We start from the raw sequence: 15,262 nt of genomic DNA on the forward strand, positions 1-15,262 counted from the left end.
CCTTCCCGGACACCCCGCCGGTGAGTGATAACGCTGGGCCGGCAGGTCTCCTGACTGATGCGTCGTCGCCTCGCTCCGGCCTTCCCGGACGTGGTCCAGTGGCAATGGGGAGCAGGCTCGGCACCTACAGTTGCGGGGGCAGTTTCGATTGGCGCGATGGGCCGCGCTTCGAATTCCCTATTAGTCCCGTTTGGGAACCGGCGCGGTATGGTAGTCGATTGCGGGGTGCGGGGGGAATTGGCGCCATTCCTGCGAAGAATAAGAGCTATGCCTTGGGCCTGCCTACTGCTCGCCGGTTCAGTTGGGGACGCCTGCGCTTTTGAAGGCCTGGAGAAGGTGACCATGCCTACCAACCGAGTAACGCGCGAGCAAGTGCTGGAAGCGAGTAAAGGCAAGCTGCAAAAGCAGTGGGCAACGTGACGGTCGACTAATCGATAAGCACCGCAGATCAAAGGTGGGAGCTGGCTTGCCTGCGATGGCAGTGGGTCAGCCAAGGAGTTGTCACTGATGCACCGCTATCGCAGCATAGGTATCTACACAACTTTTTAAAGCAGCCTATTTCTCCTGTGGTGTCTGGGTTTGGGGCCGATTCGCGGCCCAACGCAGGACAAGTCTGCTCGCCACAACAGCCCACTGGCCACTAACCGGTTGTGTAGATACCTATGGCTATCGCAGGCAAGCCAGCTCCCACAGTTGAAGGGTGTTGCCGGTTTTATTTGCGATCCAGCCACACGGTCTGTGCGTTGCAGAATTCACGCACACCAAAGTGAGACAATTCCCGCCCGAACCCACTCTTTTTCACGCCGCCAAACGCCACGCGTGGGTCTGACACGCTGAACGAGTTGACGAATACTGCGCCGGTTTCCAGTTGGTTGGTGATATCCCGTGCCTTCGCCGAGTCGGTGGTGAAGACACTGGCGGTCAAGCCGAACTCGCTGTCGTTGGCCAGGGCCACGGCGTGGTCAGCATCGCGGGCGGTGATGATCGAGGCCACGGGGCCGAACAGTTCCTGTTTGAACGAGGTCATCTGGTCGGTGACGTTGGCCAGTACGGTCGGCTCATAGTAGTTGCCGGCGCCGGGCACTTTATTGCCGCCCAGCAGCAGGGTCGCGCCTTCTTCCAGGGTGGCCTGGACTTGGCCATGCAGCTCGTCGCGCAGGTCGAAACGGGCCATCGGGCCGACGTAAGTGAGGGTCGAGGTCGGGTCGCCCATTACCAGCGCGCGGCTGGCCTCAAGGAATTTGGCTGTGAAAGCTTCCACCACACCTGCTTCGATGATCAGGCGCTTGGCGGCGGCGCAGACCTGGCCGCTGTTCTGGAAGCGCCCGATCACGGCGGCCTGCACGGCGGCATCAAGGTCGGCGTCGTTAAGCACGATAAACGGGTCGGAGCCGCCCAATTCCAGCACGCATTTTTTCAGCGCTGCACCGGCTTGGGAGCCGATGGCGATACCGGCGCGCACGCTGCCAGTGAGGGTGACGGCGGCGATGCGTGGGTCGGCGATGGCCTTGGATACGCCCTCGTTGGTGACGTTGACCACTTCAAAAATACCTTCGGCAAAACCAGCTTTCTGGAACGCCTGCTGGATCAGGTAGGCGCTGCCCATCACATTCGGCGCGTGTTTAAGCACGTAGGTGTTACCGGCCAGCAAGGTCGGCACGGCGCCGCGCAGTACTTGCCACACCGGGAAGTTCCACGGCATGACGGCGAAGATCAGGCCCAGCGGGCGATATTCGATCTGCGCGCTGCCGTTGTCCACCAGGGTCGGTTCCGGTGCGAGCATGGCTGGGCCTTGGGCGGCGTACCACTCGCTGAGCTGTGCACATTTTTCGATTTCGGCGCGGGCCTGGGCGATGGGTTTGCCCATTTCCAGGGTGATCATCTGGGCCATGTCTTCGGCTTGCTCGCGCAATGCACCGGCCAGGGCCAGCAGCAGTTCAGCGCGTTGGCTCACCGGCTGGCGGCGCCAGCTGCGGAAAGCGTCAGTGGCGCGGTCTAGGGCGGCGTCCAGTTGCGCCGCGGTTTCGTAGGGGTAGCTGGCGACCATTTCGCCATTGGCGGGGTTGATCGACAAGGCGTGGGTCTGGTGAGTAATAGCGTTCATGGCACCGTCCGGCTGAATGAGTGGAATGGGGTCAGCCTACGGGGATGCATGTTTTCTGGAAACTGAATAATATTAAGTGATACGTTCTCGAATTGAGAATGGATGTTGGATTTTGGACGCGGAGCGTCCTTGGCGGCATTCCCACGCAGAGCGTGGGAACGCTCACATACGTTCACGATTGGAGAATGACTTGGATCTGGTGCAGCTGGAAATCTTCAAGGCCGTTGCCGAGCAAGGCAGCATCAGCGCCGCCGCGCAGTTGATTCATCGCGTGCCGTCGAACCTGACCACACGCATCAAGCAACTGGAGCAGGATTTGGGCGTGGAGTTGTTTATCCGTGAGAAAAGCCGCCTGCGCCTGTCACCAGCCGGCTGGAATTTCCTCGGTTATGCGCGGCGCATTCTTGATTTGGTGCAGGAGGCCCGCGCAACCGTGGCCGGGGAGGAGCCTCAGGGCGCGTTTGCGCTTGGCTCGCTGGAGAGTACGGCGGCTGTACGCATTCCGGCGCTATTGGCGGCGTATAACCAGAAACACACCAAGGTCGAGCTGGACCTGAGCACCGGGCCGTCGGGCACGATGATCGAGGGCGTGCTGTCGGGGCGCCTGGCGGCGGCGTTTGTCGATGGGCCGGTGCTGCATGCCACGCTGGAAGGCGTGGCGGTGTTTGAAGAGGAGATGGTGGTGATTGCGCCGCTGCACCATGCGCCGATCACGCGGGGCCAGGATGTGGCGGGGGAGAGCATCTACACCTTTCGTTCGAACTGCTCGTATCGCCATCACTTCGAACGCTGGTTTTCACAGGATGGCGCGGTGCCGGGCAAGATTTTCGAAATGGAGTCGTACCACGGCATGCTCGCCTGCGTCAGTGCCGGTGCCGGCCTGGCGCTGATGCCGCGCAGCATGCTGGAGAGCATGCCGGGGTTTACGGCGGTGAGTGTGTGGCCGTTGACCGACGCGTTCCGCCTCCTCAATACCTGGCTGATCTGGCGCCGGGGTACGGTGTCGCAGAGTTTGAACAGCTTTGTGAAGTTGCTGGAGGAACGCGGTCTGCAGGCGAAGTAGAACCAGTGTGGGAGCAGGCAAGCCAGCTCCCACATTGTGATCGTGTTTTTAACCGCCAAATTGCAGGGTGCCCATGGCCAGCTTGGCCATCAGTGCCGTGGCGCCCAACTGCACCAGCCACAAGGCCAACCCACCCAGAAACACACCCAGCGCCACTTGCAGCACCAGACTTTTCTGGCGCTTGGCTTGTGGGGCACGGGGTGTGTAGTCGTGCAGTTCGTCGCGGTCGGCGCGCAGGTCCAGGTCGTCGTTTCTCATAAGGCTCTCACAGCTAAGGGGCAGTCGGTCTTCAGTCTAGTGGCTTGGCCAACAAAAAGGGGGAAGCCATCGGCTTCCCCCTTCGTACGACGCTGGCAGGTTTATAGAACCTGAACAATCGCTTTTGTTACCGCACCAATGTTCGACTGGTTCAACGCGGCCACGCAGATACGGCCGGTGTCGAGCGCGTAGATGCCAAACTCGGTGCGCAGGCGGGTGACTTGCTCAACGGTCAGGCCGGAGTAGGAGAACATCCCACGCTGGCGGCCGACGAAGCTGAAGTCGTGGCCCGGTGCAGCCTTGGCCAGTTCGGCGACCATCTGCTCGCGCATGCCGCGGATGCGCAGGCGCATCTCGGCCAGTTCGGCTTCCCACTGGGCGCGCAGCTCAGGGTTGTTCAGCACCGCAGCCACGATCGCCGCGCCGTGGGTCGGCGGGTTGGAGTAGTTGGTGCGGATAACGCGTTTGACCTGGGACAGGATGCGCGCGCTTTCTTCCTTGGATTCGCTGACGATCGACAGCGCGCCCACGCGTTCGCCGTACAGCGAGAACGACTTGGAGAACGAGCTGGAGACAAAGAAGGTCAGGCCCGATTCAGCAAACAGGCGCACAGCAGCGGCGTCTTCGTGGATGCCGTCGCCAAAGCCCTGGTAGGCCATGTCGAGGAACGGCACCAGGTTCTTGGCCTTGATCACGTCCAGCACGTTTTGCCAGTCGGCCGGGCTCAGGTCAACGCCGGTCGGGTTGTGGCAGCAGGCGTGCAGCACCACGATGGACTGTGGCGGCAGGGCGTTGAGGTCTTCGAGCAGGCCGGCACGGTTGACGTCGTGGGTGGCCGCGTCGTAGTAGCGGTAGGTCTGCACCGGGAAGCCGGCTTTTTCGAACAGGGCCTGGTGGTTTTCCCAGCTCGGGTCGCTGATAGCGACGACGGCGTTGGGCAGCAGTTGCTTGAGGAAGTCCGCGCCGATTTTAAGCGCGCCGGTGCCGCCGACCGCTTGGGCGGTGATCACACGGCCGGCGCTCAGCAGTGGCGACTCAGCGCCGAACAGCAGCTTTTGCACGGCCTGGTCGTAAGCCACGATACCGTCGATCGGCAGGTAGCCACGGGCGGCGTGTTGCGCCACGCGAATGGCTTCCGCTTCGGCAACGGCACGCAAGAGTGGAATCTTCCCCTCCTCGTTGCAGTAAACGCCCACGCCAAGGTTGACCTTGGTGGTTCGTGTATCGGCGTTAAATGCTTCGTTGAGGCCCAGGATTGGATCGCGTGGTGCCATTTCGACAGCGGAGAACAGGCTCATTTTTGCGGCAGCTCTATGGGGGAATGGAGGGACGTGTCGCGCTCCAGCCGAATGCACTAGAGCGGTGCACAAACGGGGAGCTAGTATAGAGGCCATCCAGGCTCAGGGCGACAACCGAAACGGCTTTTCGGCCAAGTTTTTCGGTTTATTTGCCCACCGTTAGTCTTATTGCAATATTGATCAGCGACGGCAGGTAGGACGATTGCCTTGAAACCCGTCACATTCGCCACCACTTCTACAGCTATCATGGTTTTTTCCTGCAACCTGCGAAGTCTTTTCGCGGGTTGCTGAGCTATTTCGTCCCTGGCGGTTTCGAGTCTGGGGTGACTTCACGAGGTACGTTATGTCGGATTTCCAGCTCGTCACCCGTTTTGAACCCGCCGGCGACCAACCCGAAGCCATTCGCCAGATGGTCGAAGGCATCGAAGCCGGCCTGGCGCACCAGACGCTGCTCGGGGTGACCGGTTCAGGCAAGACCTTCAGCATCGCCAACGTGATCGCGCAGATCAACCGCCCGACTCTGGTGCTGGCGCCGAACAAAACCCTGGCCGCGCAGTTGTACGGTGAGTTCAAGGCGTTCTTCCCGAACAACGCGGTGGAGTACTTCGTCTCCTACTACGACTACTACCAGCCCGAAGCCTATGTGCCGTCGTCCGACACCTTTATCGAGAAGGATGCGTCGATCAACGACCATATCGAGCAGATGCGGTTGTCGGCGACCAAGGCGTTGCTGGAGCGCAAGGACGCAATCATCGTCACCACGGTGTCGTGCATCTACGGCCTGGGCAGCCCGGAAACTTATTTGAAAATGGTGCTGCACGTCGATCGCGGCGACAAACTCGACCAGCGCGAACTGCTGCGCCGCCTGACAAGCCTTCAGTACACCCGCAATGACATGGATTTTGCCCGCGCCACCTTCCGTGTGCGTGGCGATGTGATCGACATTTACCCGGCCGAATCCGACCTGGAAGCGATCCGCATTGAGCTGTTCGACGATGAAGTCGAGAGCCTGTCGGCCTTCGACCCGTTGACCGGCGAGGTGATCCGCAAACTGCCGCGCTTCACCTTCTATCCGAAAAGCCACTACGTGACGCCGCGTGAAACCCTGATGGGGGCGATCGAAGGCATCAAGGCCGAACTGGTAGAGCGTCTGGAATACCTGCGCGCCAACAACAAACTGGTGGAAGCCCAGCGCCTGGAGCAGCGCACCCGCTTCGATTTGGAGATGATCCTGGAGCTGGGCTACTGCAACGGCATCGAAAACTACTCGCGCTACCTGTCGGGGCGCGAAGCCGGCGCCGCGCCGCCGACGCTCTATGATTATTTGCCCGACGACGCGCTGCTGGTGATCGACGAATCCCACGTCAGCGTGCCGCAGGTCGGCGCCATGTATAAGGGCGACCGTTCGCGTAAAGAGACGTTGGTGGAATACGGCTTCCGTCTGCCATCGGCACTGGATAACCGGCCGATGCGTTTTGACGAGTGGGAGGCCATCAGCCCGCAGACCATCTTCGTGTCTGCAACCCCAGGCAACTATGAAGCCGAACATGCCGGCCGTGTGATTGAGCAGTTGGTGAGGCCGACCGGGCTGGTGGACCCGCAGATTGAAATCCGCCCGGCGCTGACCCAGGTCGATGATTTGCTCTCGGAAATCACCAAGCGCGTGGCCCTGGAAGAGCGCGTGCTGGTCACCACGCTGACCAAGCGCATGTCCGAAGACTTGACCGATTACCTGGCCGACCACGGCGTTCGCGTGCGTTATTTGCACTCGGACATCGACACCGTGGAGCGTGTAGAGATCATCCGCGACCTGCGCCTGGGTGTGTTTGATGTGCTGGTGGGCATCAACTTGCTGCGCGAAGGCCTGGACATGCCGGAGGTTTCGCTGGTGGCGATTCTGGATGCGGACAAGGAAGGCTTCCTGCGTTCCGAGCGCTCGTTGATCCAGACCATTGGCCGTGCCGCGCGTAACCTCAATGGTCGCGCGATTCTGTACGCGGATCGCATCACCGGCTCCATGGAACGGGCGATTGGCGAGACTGAGCGCCGTCGTGACAAGCAGATTGCGTTTAACCTGGAGCATGGCATCACCCCCAAAGGGGTGTTCAAGGACGTTGCCGACATCATGGAAGGCGCCACCGTGCCGGGCTCGCGCAGCAAGAAGCGCAAGGGCATGGCCAAGGCGGCCGAGGAGAGCGCCAAGTACGAGAACGAACTGCGCTCGCCGAGTGAGATCACCAAGCGGATTCGGCAGTTGGAAGAGAAGATGTACCAGTTGGCGCGCGATCTTGAGTTTGAGGCGGCGGCGCAGACGCGCGATGAGATCGGCAAGTTGCGGGAGCGGTTGTTGGCTGTTTGATTTTTCGCTAGCCGGTCTGGCCTCATCGCGGGCAAGCCCGGCTCCCACAGTTGATGTGTGAACACAGTCAAAATGTGGGAGCTGGCTTGCCTGCGATAGCGACACCGCGGTCTGCCAGAACCCCCCGCGCTGGTGTTACCATTCGCCCCTTGTTTCAATTTTCAGTTTTATCGCCCATTCGAGACCTGCCATGACCACCGTCCGCACGCGCATTGCGCCATCGCCTACTGGGGATCCCCACGTCGGTACTGCCTACATCGCCCTGTTCAACTACTGCTTTGCCAAGCAGCACGGCGGTGAATTCATCCTGCGGATCGAAGACACCGATCAGGTGCGCTCCACCCGTGAGTCGGAGCAGCAGATTTTCGATGCCTTGCGCTGGTTGGGGATTACCTGGGCCGAAGGCCCGGACGTCGGCGGCCCGCACGGCCCGTATCGTCAGAGCGAGCGCAGCGACATCTACAAGCAGTACACCCAGCAACTGGTCGACATGGGCCACGCCTTCCCGTGCTTCTGCACCGCCGAAGAACTCGACCAGATGCGTGCCGAGCAACAGGCCCGTGGTGAAACCCCGCGTTACGACGGCCGCGCGCTGCTGCTGTCCAAGGAAGAAGTGGCCCGGCGCCTGGCCGCCGGCGAGCCGCACGTGATCCGCATGAAAGTGCCGAGCGAAGGCGTGTGCGTGGTGCCGGACATGCTGCGCGGTGACGTCGAGATCCCGTGGGACCGCATGGACATGCAAGTGCTGATGAAGACCGACGGCCTGCCGACGTACTTCCTGGCCAACGTGGTCGACGACCACCTGATGGGCATCACCCACGTGCTGCGCGGCGAAGAATGGCTGCCGTCGGCGCCCAAACTGATTCTGCTGTACGAGTATTTCGGCTGGGAGCAACCGCAGCTGTGCTACATGCCGCTGCTGCGTAACCCGGACAAGAGCAAGCTGTCCAAGCGCAAGAACCCGACGTCGGTGACGTTCTACGAGCGCATGGGCTTTATGCCTGAGGCGATGCTCAACTACCTGGGCCGTATGGGCTGGTCGATGCCGGACGAGCGCGAGAAGTTCTCGCTGCAGGAAATGGTCGACCACTTCGACCTGTCGCGCGTTTCCCTCGGCGGGCCGATCTTCGATATCGAGAAGCTGTCGTGGCTCAACGGCCAGTGGCTGCGTGATTTGCCGGTGGAAGAGTTTGCCAGCCGTGTGCAGCAGTGGGCGCTGAACCCCGAGTACATGATGAAGATCGCGCCGCTGGTGCAGGGCAGGGTAGAGACGTTCAGTCAGGTCGCACCGCTGGCCAGCTTCTTCTTCGCCGGTGGCGTGAACCCGGACGCCAAGCTGTTTGAGTCCAAGAAGCTCTCCGGTGATCAGGTTCGCCAATTGATGCAGTTGATCCTGTGGAAGCTCGAAAGCCTGCGCCAGTGGGAGAAAGATGCCATCACCGCGACGATCCAGGCAGTGGTGGAATCGTTGGAACTGAAATTGCGCGATGCCATGCCGCTGATGTTTGCCGCGATCACCGGGCAGGCCAGTTCGGTGTCGGTGCTCGATGCGATGGAAATTCTCGGCCCGGACCTTACGCGTTTCCGTCTGCGCCAAGCCCTTGATTTGCTTGGGGGTGTTTCGAAGAAAGAAAACAAAGAGTGGGAAAAGCTGCTGGGCGCTATCGCTTAAGCAGGCTGTTGTTACGACGAAACCCCGGTTTTCCGGGGTTTCGCCGGTAAGTGATTGTTATCCCGGCAAAAAAGTTTGGAAATTGTTGAAAATAAATTTGACACACTTCCAAACCGCCATTAAGATTCGCCCCGTCCTCACCGATGAGGGGCTATAGCTCAGCTGGGAGAGCGCTTGCATGGCATGCAAGAGGTCAACGGTTCGATCCCGTTTAGCTCCACCAATTTACAGGTTCAAGGTCTGGCCACACCGTCCTTGAATTGATCAGAACTCAGCTCTGATCGGTTGTACAGAAGGTTTTGTCCCCTTCGTCTAGTGGCCTAGGACACCGCCCTTTCACGGCGGTAACAGGGGTTCGAGTCCCCTAGGGGACGCCAGTTTAAACAAGCAGCTCGAAAGGTCTGCTGCGTCGCGAGACGAAAAATCCGGGGCTATAGCTCAGCTGGGAGAGCGCTTGCATGGCATGCAAGAGGTCAACGGTTCGATCCCGTTTAGCTCCACCAATTTACAGGTTCAAGGTTCTGGCCACACCGTCCTTGAATCGATCAGTTCTCAGCGCTGATCAGTGTATAGAAGGTTTGTGTCCCCTTCGTCTAGTGGCCTAGGACACCGCCCTTTCACGGCGGTAACAGGGGTTCGAGTCCCCTAGGGGACGCCACGATTACCCGCTCTGCGGGATTTTTAAGGGTCATTCAATTATTGAATGGCCCTTTTGTTTGTCTGGCGTTTGGCCAATTCTCTCCTCAGTGCCCCTTATTCTGTCCTGACCAGCGGTCATGCCTGTCGCTTGCTAAATATTATTATGGTAATAATATTCAACCCATGAGAGACGGAGGCACTGATGAGCGATAAAAAAGCGCAAACCCGCGAACGCATTTTGCAGGCTGCCAGCGCGGCGTTGATCCAGCGCGGCCCGGCTGAGCCGAGTGTCGGCGAAGTCATGGGCGCAGCCGGGCTCACGGTCGGCGGTTTCTACGCGCACTTTGAAAGCAAGGACGCGCTGATGCTGGAGGCCTTCACCCAGTTGCTGGCTCGGCGGCGTGCGTCGATCGACGACATGGACGCGCAACTGACCGGTGAGGAGCGCAGAAGCCTGGTGGCGGCGTTCTACCTGTCGCGCAAGCACCGCGACTCCACCGACCACGCCTGCCCGATCCCCGCCACCGTGGGCGAGATGAGCCGCCTGCCGGACGAGTTCCGCCTGGCGCTCAACGAGCACACCGAATTGATGGCCGCCCAACTGGCCGCCAGCCCCGAAGACACCGACAAGGCCTTGGCCGACATGGCCTTGATGATCGGCGGCCTGGCGCTGGCCCGCGCGCTTGGCCCGGGTGAATTGTCCGACCGCGTGTTGCGCGCCGCCAAGTCGGCAGTGCGTTAAAAAGGAGTCGCATGATGGGCGCATTAACCTGGATTCGTGGTTTCCATGGCACCGTTGGCCGTTTGGCGCCGCGAACGGTGGCCAGCAAATTGCGCCGCACCTTCATGACACCGCGCAACTTGCCGCCGCGAGATTGGGAGCTGCCGCTGCTGGCGCAATCGGAGCGCATCACCTTGCGTTTCGGCTTGTCAGCGTTGTGCTGGGGCCAAGGCCCAGCAGTATTGCTGATGCACGGTTGGGAAGGGCGCCCCACGCAGTTCGCCAGCTTGATCACCGCGTTGGTGGACAATGGTTATTCGGTAATAGCCCTGGATGGCCCGGCCCATGGTCGCTCGCCGGGGCGTGAAGCGCATGTGTTGCTGTTTGCCCGCGCCATGCTCGATGCTGCCGCTGAATTGCCGCCGCTGCATGCGGTGGTCGGGCATTCCATGGGCGGCGCCAGTGCGATGCTGGCGGTGCAATTGGGGTTGCGCACTGAAGCGCTGGTGAGCATTGCCGCGCCCTCGCGCTTCCTGGATGTGCTGCGTGGCTTTACCCGCATGGTGGGCTTGCCGCCGCGTGCGCGCTCGGCGTTTATCCAGGAGGTCGAACAGACTTTCGGCATGCCGCTCAAGCACCTGGATGTGGCCCACTACCAGATGAACCTGCCGGGGTTGATCGTGCACGCTGAAGACGACACGTTCGTCCCGGTCAAAGCCTCGCAAGCCATTCATGAGGCTTGGTTCGACAGCCGCCTGCTGCGCCTGGAGCAGGGCGGTCATCAGCGGGTGCTGGCCGATCCACGGGTGATCGAGGGTGTGTTGGCCCTGTTGGCCGGCAGTCGTTTACAGGAGCGGCAAACCGCCTGATACACTGCCCGGCGACATTCATCGACTGGAGCAAGGCATGGGCTGGGATCTGGCAGCGCCGTTTATCATCGACCTGCAGGTCGCCGCTGAAGACATCGATGGCCTTGGGCACGCCAATAATGCGGTGTACGTGTCCTGGCTGGAGCGTTGTGCGTGGCGTCACTCCCAGCGTCTGGGGCTGGACCTCGCCGAGTATCGCCGGCTCGACCGCGCCATGGCCGTGGTGCGCCATGAGATCGACTACCTGGCGGCTGGTTATGAAGGTGACGAGTTGCAATTGGCCACCTGGATCGTTGACTGGGACCAGCGGCTGAAGATGACTCGGCGCTTCCAGTTGGTACGCCCCAGCGATGGTGCGACCCTGCTGCGTGCGCAAACCACCTTTGTTTGCATCGAGCTGTCCAGCGGCAAACCCAAGCGCATGCCCGCCGAGTTTCTCGATGGCTATGGCCCGGCGCTGACAGGGGGTTAACGGTTACTGTGGGAAACCCAGTAAACTGCGCCACGATTTTTGTTGAGTGTTTCCCATGCAAATTGCTTTGGCGCCCATGGAGGGGTTGGTCGACAACATCCTTCGGGACGTGTTGACCCGCGTGGGCGGTATTGACTGGTGCGTGACCGAGTTCATTCGCGTCAACGACCGCCTGCTCACCCCGGCCTATTTCCACAAGCTCGCCCCCGAACTGCTGCACGGTGCCCACACCGCAGCGGGCGTGCCGTTGCGCGTGCAGTTGTTGGGCTCGGACCCGGTGTGCCTGGCGGAAAACGCTGCGCTGGCGTGCGAATTGGGTTCCGAGGTGATCGACCTGAACTTCGGCTGCCCGGCCAAGACCGTCAACAAATCCCGTGGCGGTGCGGTACTGCTCAAGGAGCCCGAGCTGCTCAACCAGATCGTCGAGCACGTGCGCCGCGCCGTGCCGGCGCATATCCCGGTCACCGCGAAAATGCGCCTGGGCTTCGACAGCCCCGACGGTGCGTTGGTGTGCGCCACGGCCCTGGCTGAAGGCGGCGCGGCGCACATCGTGGTGCATGCGCGCACCAAGACCGATGGCTACAAGCCGCCGGCCCATTGGGAGTGGATTCCGCGGGTGCAAGACGTGGTCAAGGTGCCGGTGTTTGCCAATGGCGATATCTGGAGCGTCGAAGACTGGAAGCGTTGCCGCGAAGTCAGCGGCGCCGAAGACATCATGCTTGGCCGTGGCCTGGTGGCCCGCCCGGACCTGGCGCGGCAGATTGTGGCGGCGAAGGCAGGCGAAGAGGTGGTAGAGATGACGTGGGCAGACATGCAGCCGATGCTCCAGGAGTTCTGGCGCCAATCGGTGGTGCAACTGACCGAAAAGCAGGCGCCGGGCCGTTTGAAGCAGTGGCTGGCGATGCTCACGCGCAACTACCCCGAGGCAGTCGAGTTGTTTACCGCGCTGCGCCGCGAAACCGGGTTGGAGCAGGTCAGCCGCTTGCTGGGTATGAAGCATCCCGACCCGGCGTAGTGAAGCGATCACAGCCGCCTTTGTTTCAAAAATGCTCCGTATTGAAAGATACGGAGCATTTTTGCATTTAAAGGTATTGCCGGGGAGGCTCGCCAAGCTTGAGAGGTGGCGTTTTTTCGCTGTCGGAAGCTTTTTTAGTGCTGGAAAGCAACAGTCGCTGCCAACCCGGGTTTGGAAATTGATACAGAGTTGTTCTAAATAGTCAGTCGTTTTCTAATCAAGTAATAAATGTTGCGACAGGTGTTTCATTGAGTGCGGAGTATCACACGTTGTCGTTTTGTTGGTTAGTTAATCATGTCGCTTAATTGCAGCCTTGGCAGTTTATAAGTGCATGTGTCCGCTGTTATGCGGATAGGGGCGAGCGACGTCTCGGTTTTTCGTGAATAACAACGGGGAAAAGTCCTAAAGGTTGATTTGGTTTCCTTATATGAAGCGCGATTTCTGGAACTCAATAATCTCGCGCTTCACAAAAGTAGGGTCTGTGAAGCAGCGCTGTTGCTTGCAGCACTTATAATGACTGTCGCTGTTCTGGGTTTTAATTGCCCAGGCTGCGCTTAATTAGGAAATTGCTAATGTCTTTTTCGATCAACCATTCGCCCTCTATCAACTCTGATACGTTGCCCCTTGACCTGACAGTCTCGAAAGAACCCAATGTCGGTAAGCCTGTTGGCCTGCACGGGGCTGGTTTGGGGCACACTCCACCCGCCCCCCGAACTGAGTTTTCCACGGCTCTGCAGCGTGACGGGTTGAATAATGCCAACATGCTCACGAAACTGTTTGATATGTTTGAACAACTTGTCAGCGCCCTGCGTGAGATGTTTTCGGGCAAGGCCGAAACAGTTGCCCTAATGCCTCACACCGATACAACAGCCAATACCACGCAAGGTATATACCCTCAGAACGACGTGGCTGTGCACACCCAACCTCTGCTGAAGGACGCTGCGGCTGCCGCGTCTCAATTGAAAGGCAAGCTGCAAACAGGCTCGCTGTCCAAGGTTATTTCGGACGTTGCGGATCAACTAAAAGAGAAGTCGGATGAGGATTCGCATCCAGCAGCGCAACCAGTCCTCGGGAGCCGTGTTTCACATCCGATGCGCGAATCCGGTGTGAGCGTAACCAATCAGGCAAAACCGCAGGTCAAGGTGGAGGTCAATATCAACCATTGCCACTGTCCCGAGACCTTGGTTGAGCGCGATGGAATAACAACCGGTGTAAGTGTACCGGTTGATCACCGCCCTCGGACGCGGATAAACCTTAAGCCTGACAGCCCTGCCGAGCCGCACCCCACTGTTGGCGAGACGCTCAAGACGGTTTCGCCTATCACGCCTGTAGCGCCGGCACCGATTGACGACCACGACCACGACCACGACAGCCATAGCAAACCGCGCCACATCCATAGTGAGGTGCCAGGCTCGCCCAGGAAGACCCCGCAGGAAGACTTGGAGGTACTCACTAAGCCCAAGGTTGGCGTCACGAGCCCAGGCCCTGCTGAAAATGAGAATGATCGTTGGGACCAGGGCTTCTCCAGCCGCTCCCGGCTGAGGAACTGACACCCGCCAGGGTGTTTTTACTTCGCCGATAACGCCGCGTTTCCCCGGGCCCAAGGTTCGGGGAACCGTTTGAAAAACGTGGAGCAAGTCATGGTGTATTACCGAATTGATAACATCGCTTACCCAGATGTGCGTCAGCTGCCAAGCATGGATTTGCATGGCGCACCCAATGAGCGCGCGTCCTTTTACGCGCCAAAACATGCCGGTTCGCGGTGGAACTCGGTGCCGGTGCCCAGTGATAGGCCTGGGCAACAAAGGGCTCAAAGCCTGGTGGACAGGGTTGCCGCATTTTTAGCGCAAGTGGCCAGTGGTCCCTCGCAGCCAAAGGCTAAGGTCTTTCCCGATGTGCCCCCACAACCCCAAGTGAATCCCCAGGCGGTGAGGCGTGCCGCGCCAGCTGACTCGGCGCCCGTGCTGACTTGCGTGCCTGCGCAGGCGCATGGAGGCGATATCCCGGGTTTGTCCGATAAGCGTAATGGCGCAAAGCCATTGAATATTTGGAGTGGGTTCCGTCAGGGGCCAGGCGGTAACTGTGCCACGGTAGCGACGATCAAGGCTGCCATGCACACATTCGGTCAAAGCCCGACAGACATCTACCGCGAAGTCAGGCGGCTGGACGGTGGTTATCGGGTAACGATGCGCGACAATTACACGCTCACATTGACCGACCGAGAGTTGGCAGTCGCCTCGCGCGCTTCGCAGTTCATCGGCCCCGATAAAGGCATGCTCAAGGATGCGCACTTTTTGTTTGCCGTCAGTGCCAAGCGTGCACATGAGGAGAACAACGACACAACGGCGGGTGAGAGCTTTGACGCGGGTGTGGAGAGTTTGAATGATGGTGAGGATGAGGAAAAGCCTGGCGAGGGCTTCCTGCGGTTAGGGCTAATTCACTATATGAAAAACGTCAGCGTGCGTGAGCTTGCCGAAGGTCACGTGGGCGTGAGTAATCGGCGGGGGCACTCGGTAGCAGTCATCAATGGCCTTGAAGAGATCTGGGGGCGGCCCGGGGCTGAGCCTCGGCGAGGGGAGGCTGTGGCACTCAAGCGCACTCCTTGCTGTCAAGGCCTGGCCTCGCTGGGCGCGAATGATCAGGTAATAAAAGATAAGCGTTGACCGTAACTTTCTACTTATCGCAACTCATTGATTTAACTCTTCTTCTCAACGTGTATTGATTGACAGACTGCAGGAGTCATTTTTGTGGACGTAGCCAGGCTTAACCTCTCTACTCGTTCAACACCCGTA

General features: G+C 59.8%; 12 protein-coding genes, 4 tRNA genes and 1 riboswitch. Of the genes, 13 read left to right on the top strand and 3 right to left on the bottom strand.

All coding sequences use genetic code 11. From position 1 onward, the window contains the following. Nucleotides 1-22 precede the first annotated feature (22 nt). Nucleotides 23-217: riboswitch (cobalamin riboswitch) on the bottom strand. A 495-nt stretch (nucleotides 218-712) separates the two neighbouring features. Next, on the bottom strand, nucleotides 713-2,104 hold the full coding sequence (locus AB4P96_RS11830) for an aldehyde dehydrogenase family protein (protein ID WP_395600802.1): 1,392 nt from the start codon (nucleotides 2,102-2,104) through the stop codon (nucleotides 713-715). 190 nt (nucleotides 2,105-2,294) lie between these two features. On the opposite strand from AB4P96_RS11830, the gene AB4P96_RS11835 reads away from it, so the two are divergent. Beyond that, nucleotides 2,295-3,167, top strand: coding sequence for a LysR family transcriptional regulator (locus AB4P96_RS11835; RefSeq protein WP_395600803.1), 873 nt, complete (start codon nucleotides 2,295-2,297; stop codon nucleotides 3,165-3,167). 48 nt (nucleotides 3,168-3,215) lie between these two features. On the opposite strand, the gene AB4P96_RS11840 is transcribed toward AB4P96_RS11835, so the two are convergent. Together AB4P96_RS11840 and AB4P96_RS11845 are read right to left on the bottom strand one after the other, a co-directional pair. Beyond that, nucleotides 3,216-3,425: a hypothetical protein gene (locus tag AB4P96_RS11840; protein ID WP_049712317.1), complete on the bottom strand. Its 210-nt coding sequence runs from the start codon at nucleotides 3,423-3,425 to the stop codon at nucleotides 3,216-3,218. A 101-nt stretch (nucleotides 3,426-3,526) separates the two neighbouring features. Then, nucleotides 3,527-4,723 carry an amino acid aminotransferase gene (locus tag AB4P96_RS11845; RefSeq protein WP_017138725.1) on the bottom strand — a complete coding sequence of 399 codons (1,197 nt, stop codon included), beginning with the start codon at nucleotides 4,721-4,723 and terminating at the stop codon, nucleotides 3,527-3,529. Between the two features lie 343 nt (nucleotides 4,724-5,066). Between AB4P96_RS11845 and uvrB the strand changes: the two genes are divergently transcribed. The 12 genes from uvrB (at nucleotide 5,067) to AB4P96_RS11905 (ending at nucleotide 15,133) form a co-directional block, all read left to right on the top strand. Then, on the top strand, nucleotides 5,067-7,082 hold the full coding sequence (gene uvrB, locus AB4P96_RS11850; protein ID WP_099548995.1) for an excinuclease ABC subunit UvrB: 2,016 nt from the start codon (nucleotides 5,067-5,069) through the stop codon (nucleotides 7,080-7,082). Between the two features lie 190 nt (nucleotides 7,083-7,272). Then, a complete protein-coding gene (gene gltX / locus AB4P96_RS11855; RefSeq protein ID WP_017138727.1) occupies nucleotides 7,273-8,754 on the top strand; it encodes a glutamate--tRNA ligase in 1,482 nt (493 codons plus the stop codon). A 147-nt stretch (nucleotides 8,755-8,901) separates the two neighbouring features. Next, nucleotides 8,902-8,977 (top strand) — tRNA-Ala (locus AB4P96_RS11860). Between the two features lie 78 nt (nucleotides 8,978-9,055). Then, nucleotides 9,056-9,131: transfer RNA gene (locus tag AB4P96_RS11865), tRNA-Glu, on the top strand. Nucleotides 9,132-9,181: 50 nt separating this feature from the next. Then, nucleotides 9,182-9,257 (top strand) — tRNA-Ala (locus AB4P96_RS11870). A 79-nt stretch (nucleotides 9,258-9,336) separates the two neighbouring features. Next, nucleotides 9,337-9,412, top strand: a tRNA-Glu gene (locus AB4P96_RS11875). A gap of 183 nt (nucleotides 9,413-9,595) precedes the next feature. After that, nucleotides 9,596-10,135 carry a TetR/AcrR family transcriptional regulator gene (locus tag AB4P96_RS11880; protein WP_017138728.1) on the top strand — a complete coding sequence of 180 codons (540 nt, stop codon included), beginning with the start codon at nucleotides 9,596-9,598 and terminating at the stop codon, nucleotides 10,133-10,135. 14 nt (nucleotides 10,136-10,149) lie between these two features. After that, nucleotides 10,150-10,983 carry an alpha/beta hydrolase gene (locus tag AB4P96_RS11885; RefSeq protein ID WP_017138729.1) on the top strand — a complete coding sequence of 278 codons (834 nt, stop codon included), beginning with the start codon at nucleotides 10,150-10,152 and terminating at the stop codon, nucleotides 10,981-10,983. 37 nt (nucleotides 10,984-11,020) lie between these two features. Next, on the top strand, nucleotides 11,021-11,455 hold the full coding sequence (locus AB4P96_RS11890; RefSeq protein WP_017138730.1) for a thioesterase family protein: 435 nt from the start codon (nucleotides 11,021-11,023) through the stop codon (nucleotides 11,453-11,455). Nucleotides 11,456-11,510: 55 nt separating this feature from the next. Continuing rightward, the gene (locus AB4P96_RS11895; protein WP_017138731.1) at nucleotides 11,511-12,470 is read left to right on the top strand and encodes a tRNA-dihydrouridine synthase; all 960 of its coding nucleotides are present in this window, start codon (nucleotides 11,511-11,513) and stop codon (nucleotides 12,468-12,470) included. Nucleotides 12,471-13,042: 572 nt separating this feature from the next. Next, a complete protein-coding gene (locus AB4P96_RS11900) occupies nucleotides 13,043-14,020 on the top strand; it encodes a hypothetical protein (protein ID WP_176991847.1) in 978 nt (325 codons plus the stop codon). 78 nt (nucleotides 14,021-14,098) lie between these two features. Continuing rightward, nucleotides 14,099-15,133: a hypothetical protein gene (locus tag AB4P96_RS11905; RefSeq protein WP_329606432.1), complete on the top strand. Its 1,035-nt coding sequence runs from the start codon at nucleotides 14,099-14,101 to the stop codon at nucleotides 15,131-15,133. Nucleotides 15,134-15,262 lie beyond the last annotated feature (129 nt).

The organism is Pseudomonas sp. B19125 (assembly GCF_044218855.1).
GTDB lineage: Bacteria > Pseudomonadota > Gammaproteobacteria > Pseudomonadales > Pseudomonadaceae > Aquipseudomonas > Aquipseudomonas edaphica.

Coding starts and splice junctions, on each gene's coding strand:
- uvrB (WP_099548995.1), top strand. CDS start 5,067: ATGTCGGATTTCCAGCTCGTCACCCGTTTTGAACCCGCCGGCGACCAA.
- AB4P96_RS11885 (WP_017138729.1), top strand. CDS start 10,150: ATGGGCGCATTAACCTGGATTCGTGGTTTCCATGGCACCGTTGGCCGT.
- AB4P96_RS11845 (WP_017138725.1), bottom strand. CDS start 4,723: ATGAGCCTGTTCTCCGCTGTCGAAATGGCACCACGCGATCCAATCCTG.
- AB4P96_RS11890 (WP_017138730.1), top strand. CDS start 11,021: ATGGGCTGGGATCTGGCAGCGCCGTTTATCATCGACCTGCAGGTCGCC.
- gltX (WP_017138727.1), top strand. CDS start 7,273: ATGACCACCGTCCGCACGCGCATTGCGCCATCGCCTACTGGGGATCCC.
- AB4P96_RS11880 (WP_017138728.1), top strand. CDS start 9,596: ATGAGCGATAAAAAAGCGCAAACCCGCGAACGCATTTTGCAGGCTGCC.
- AB4P96_RS11900 (WP_176991847.1), top strand. CDS start 13,043: ATGTCTTTTTCGATCAACCATTCGCCCTCTATCAACTCTGATACGTTG.
- AB4P96_RS11830 (WP_395600802.1), bottom strand. CDS start 2,104: ATGAACGCTATTACTCACCAGACCCACGCCTTGTCGATCAACCCCGCC.
- AB4P96_RS11895 (WP_017138731.1), top strand. CDS start 11,511: ATGCAAATTGCTTTGGCGCCCATGGAGGGGTTGGTCGACAACATCCTT.
- AB4P96_RS11840 (WP_049712317.1), bottom strand. CDS start 3,425: ATGAGAAACGACGACCTGGACCTGCGCGCCGACCGCGACGAACTGCAC.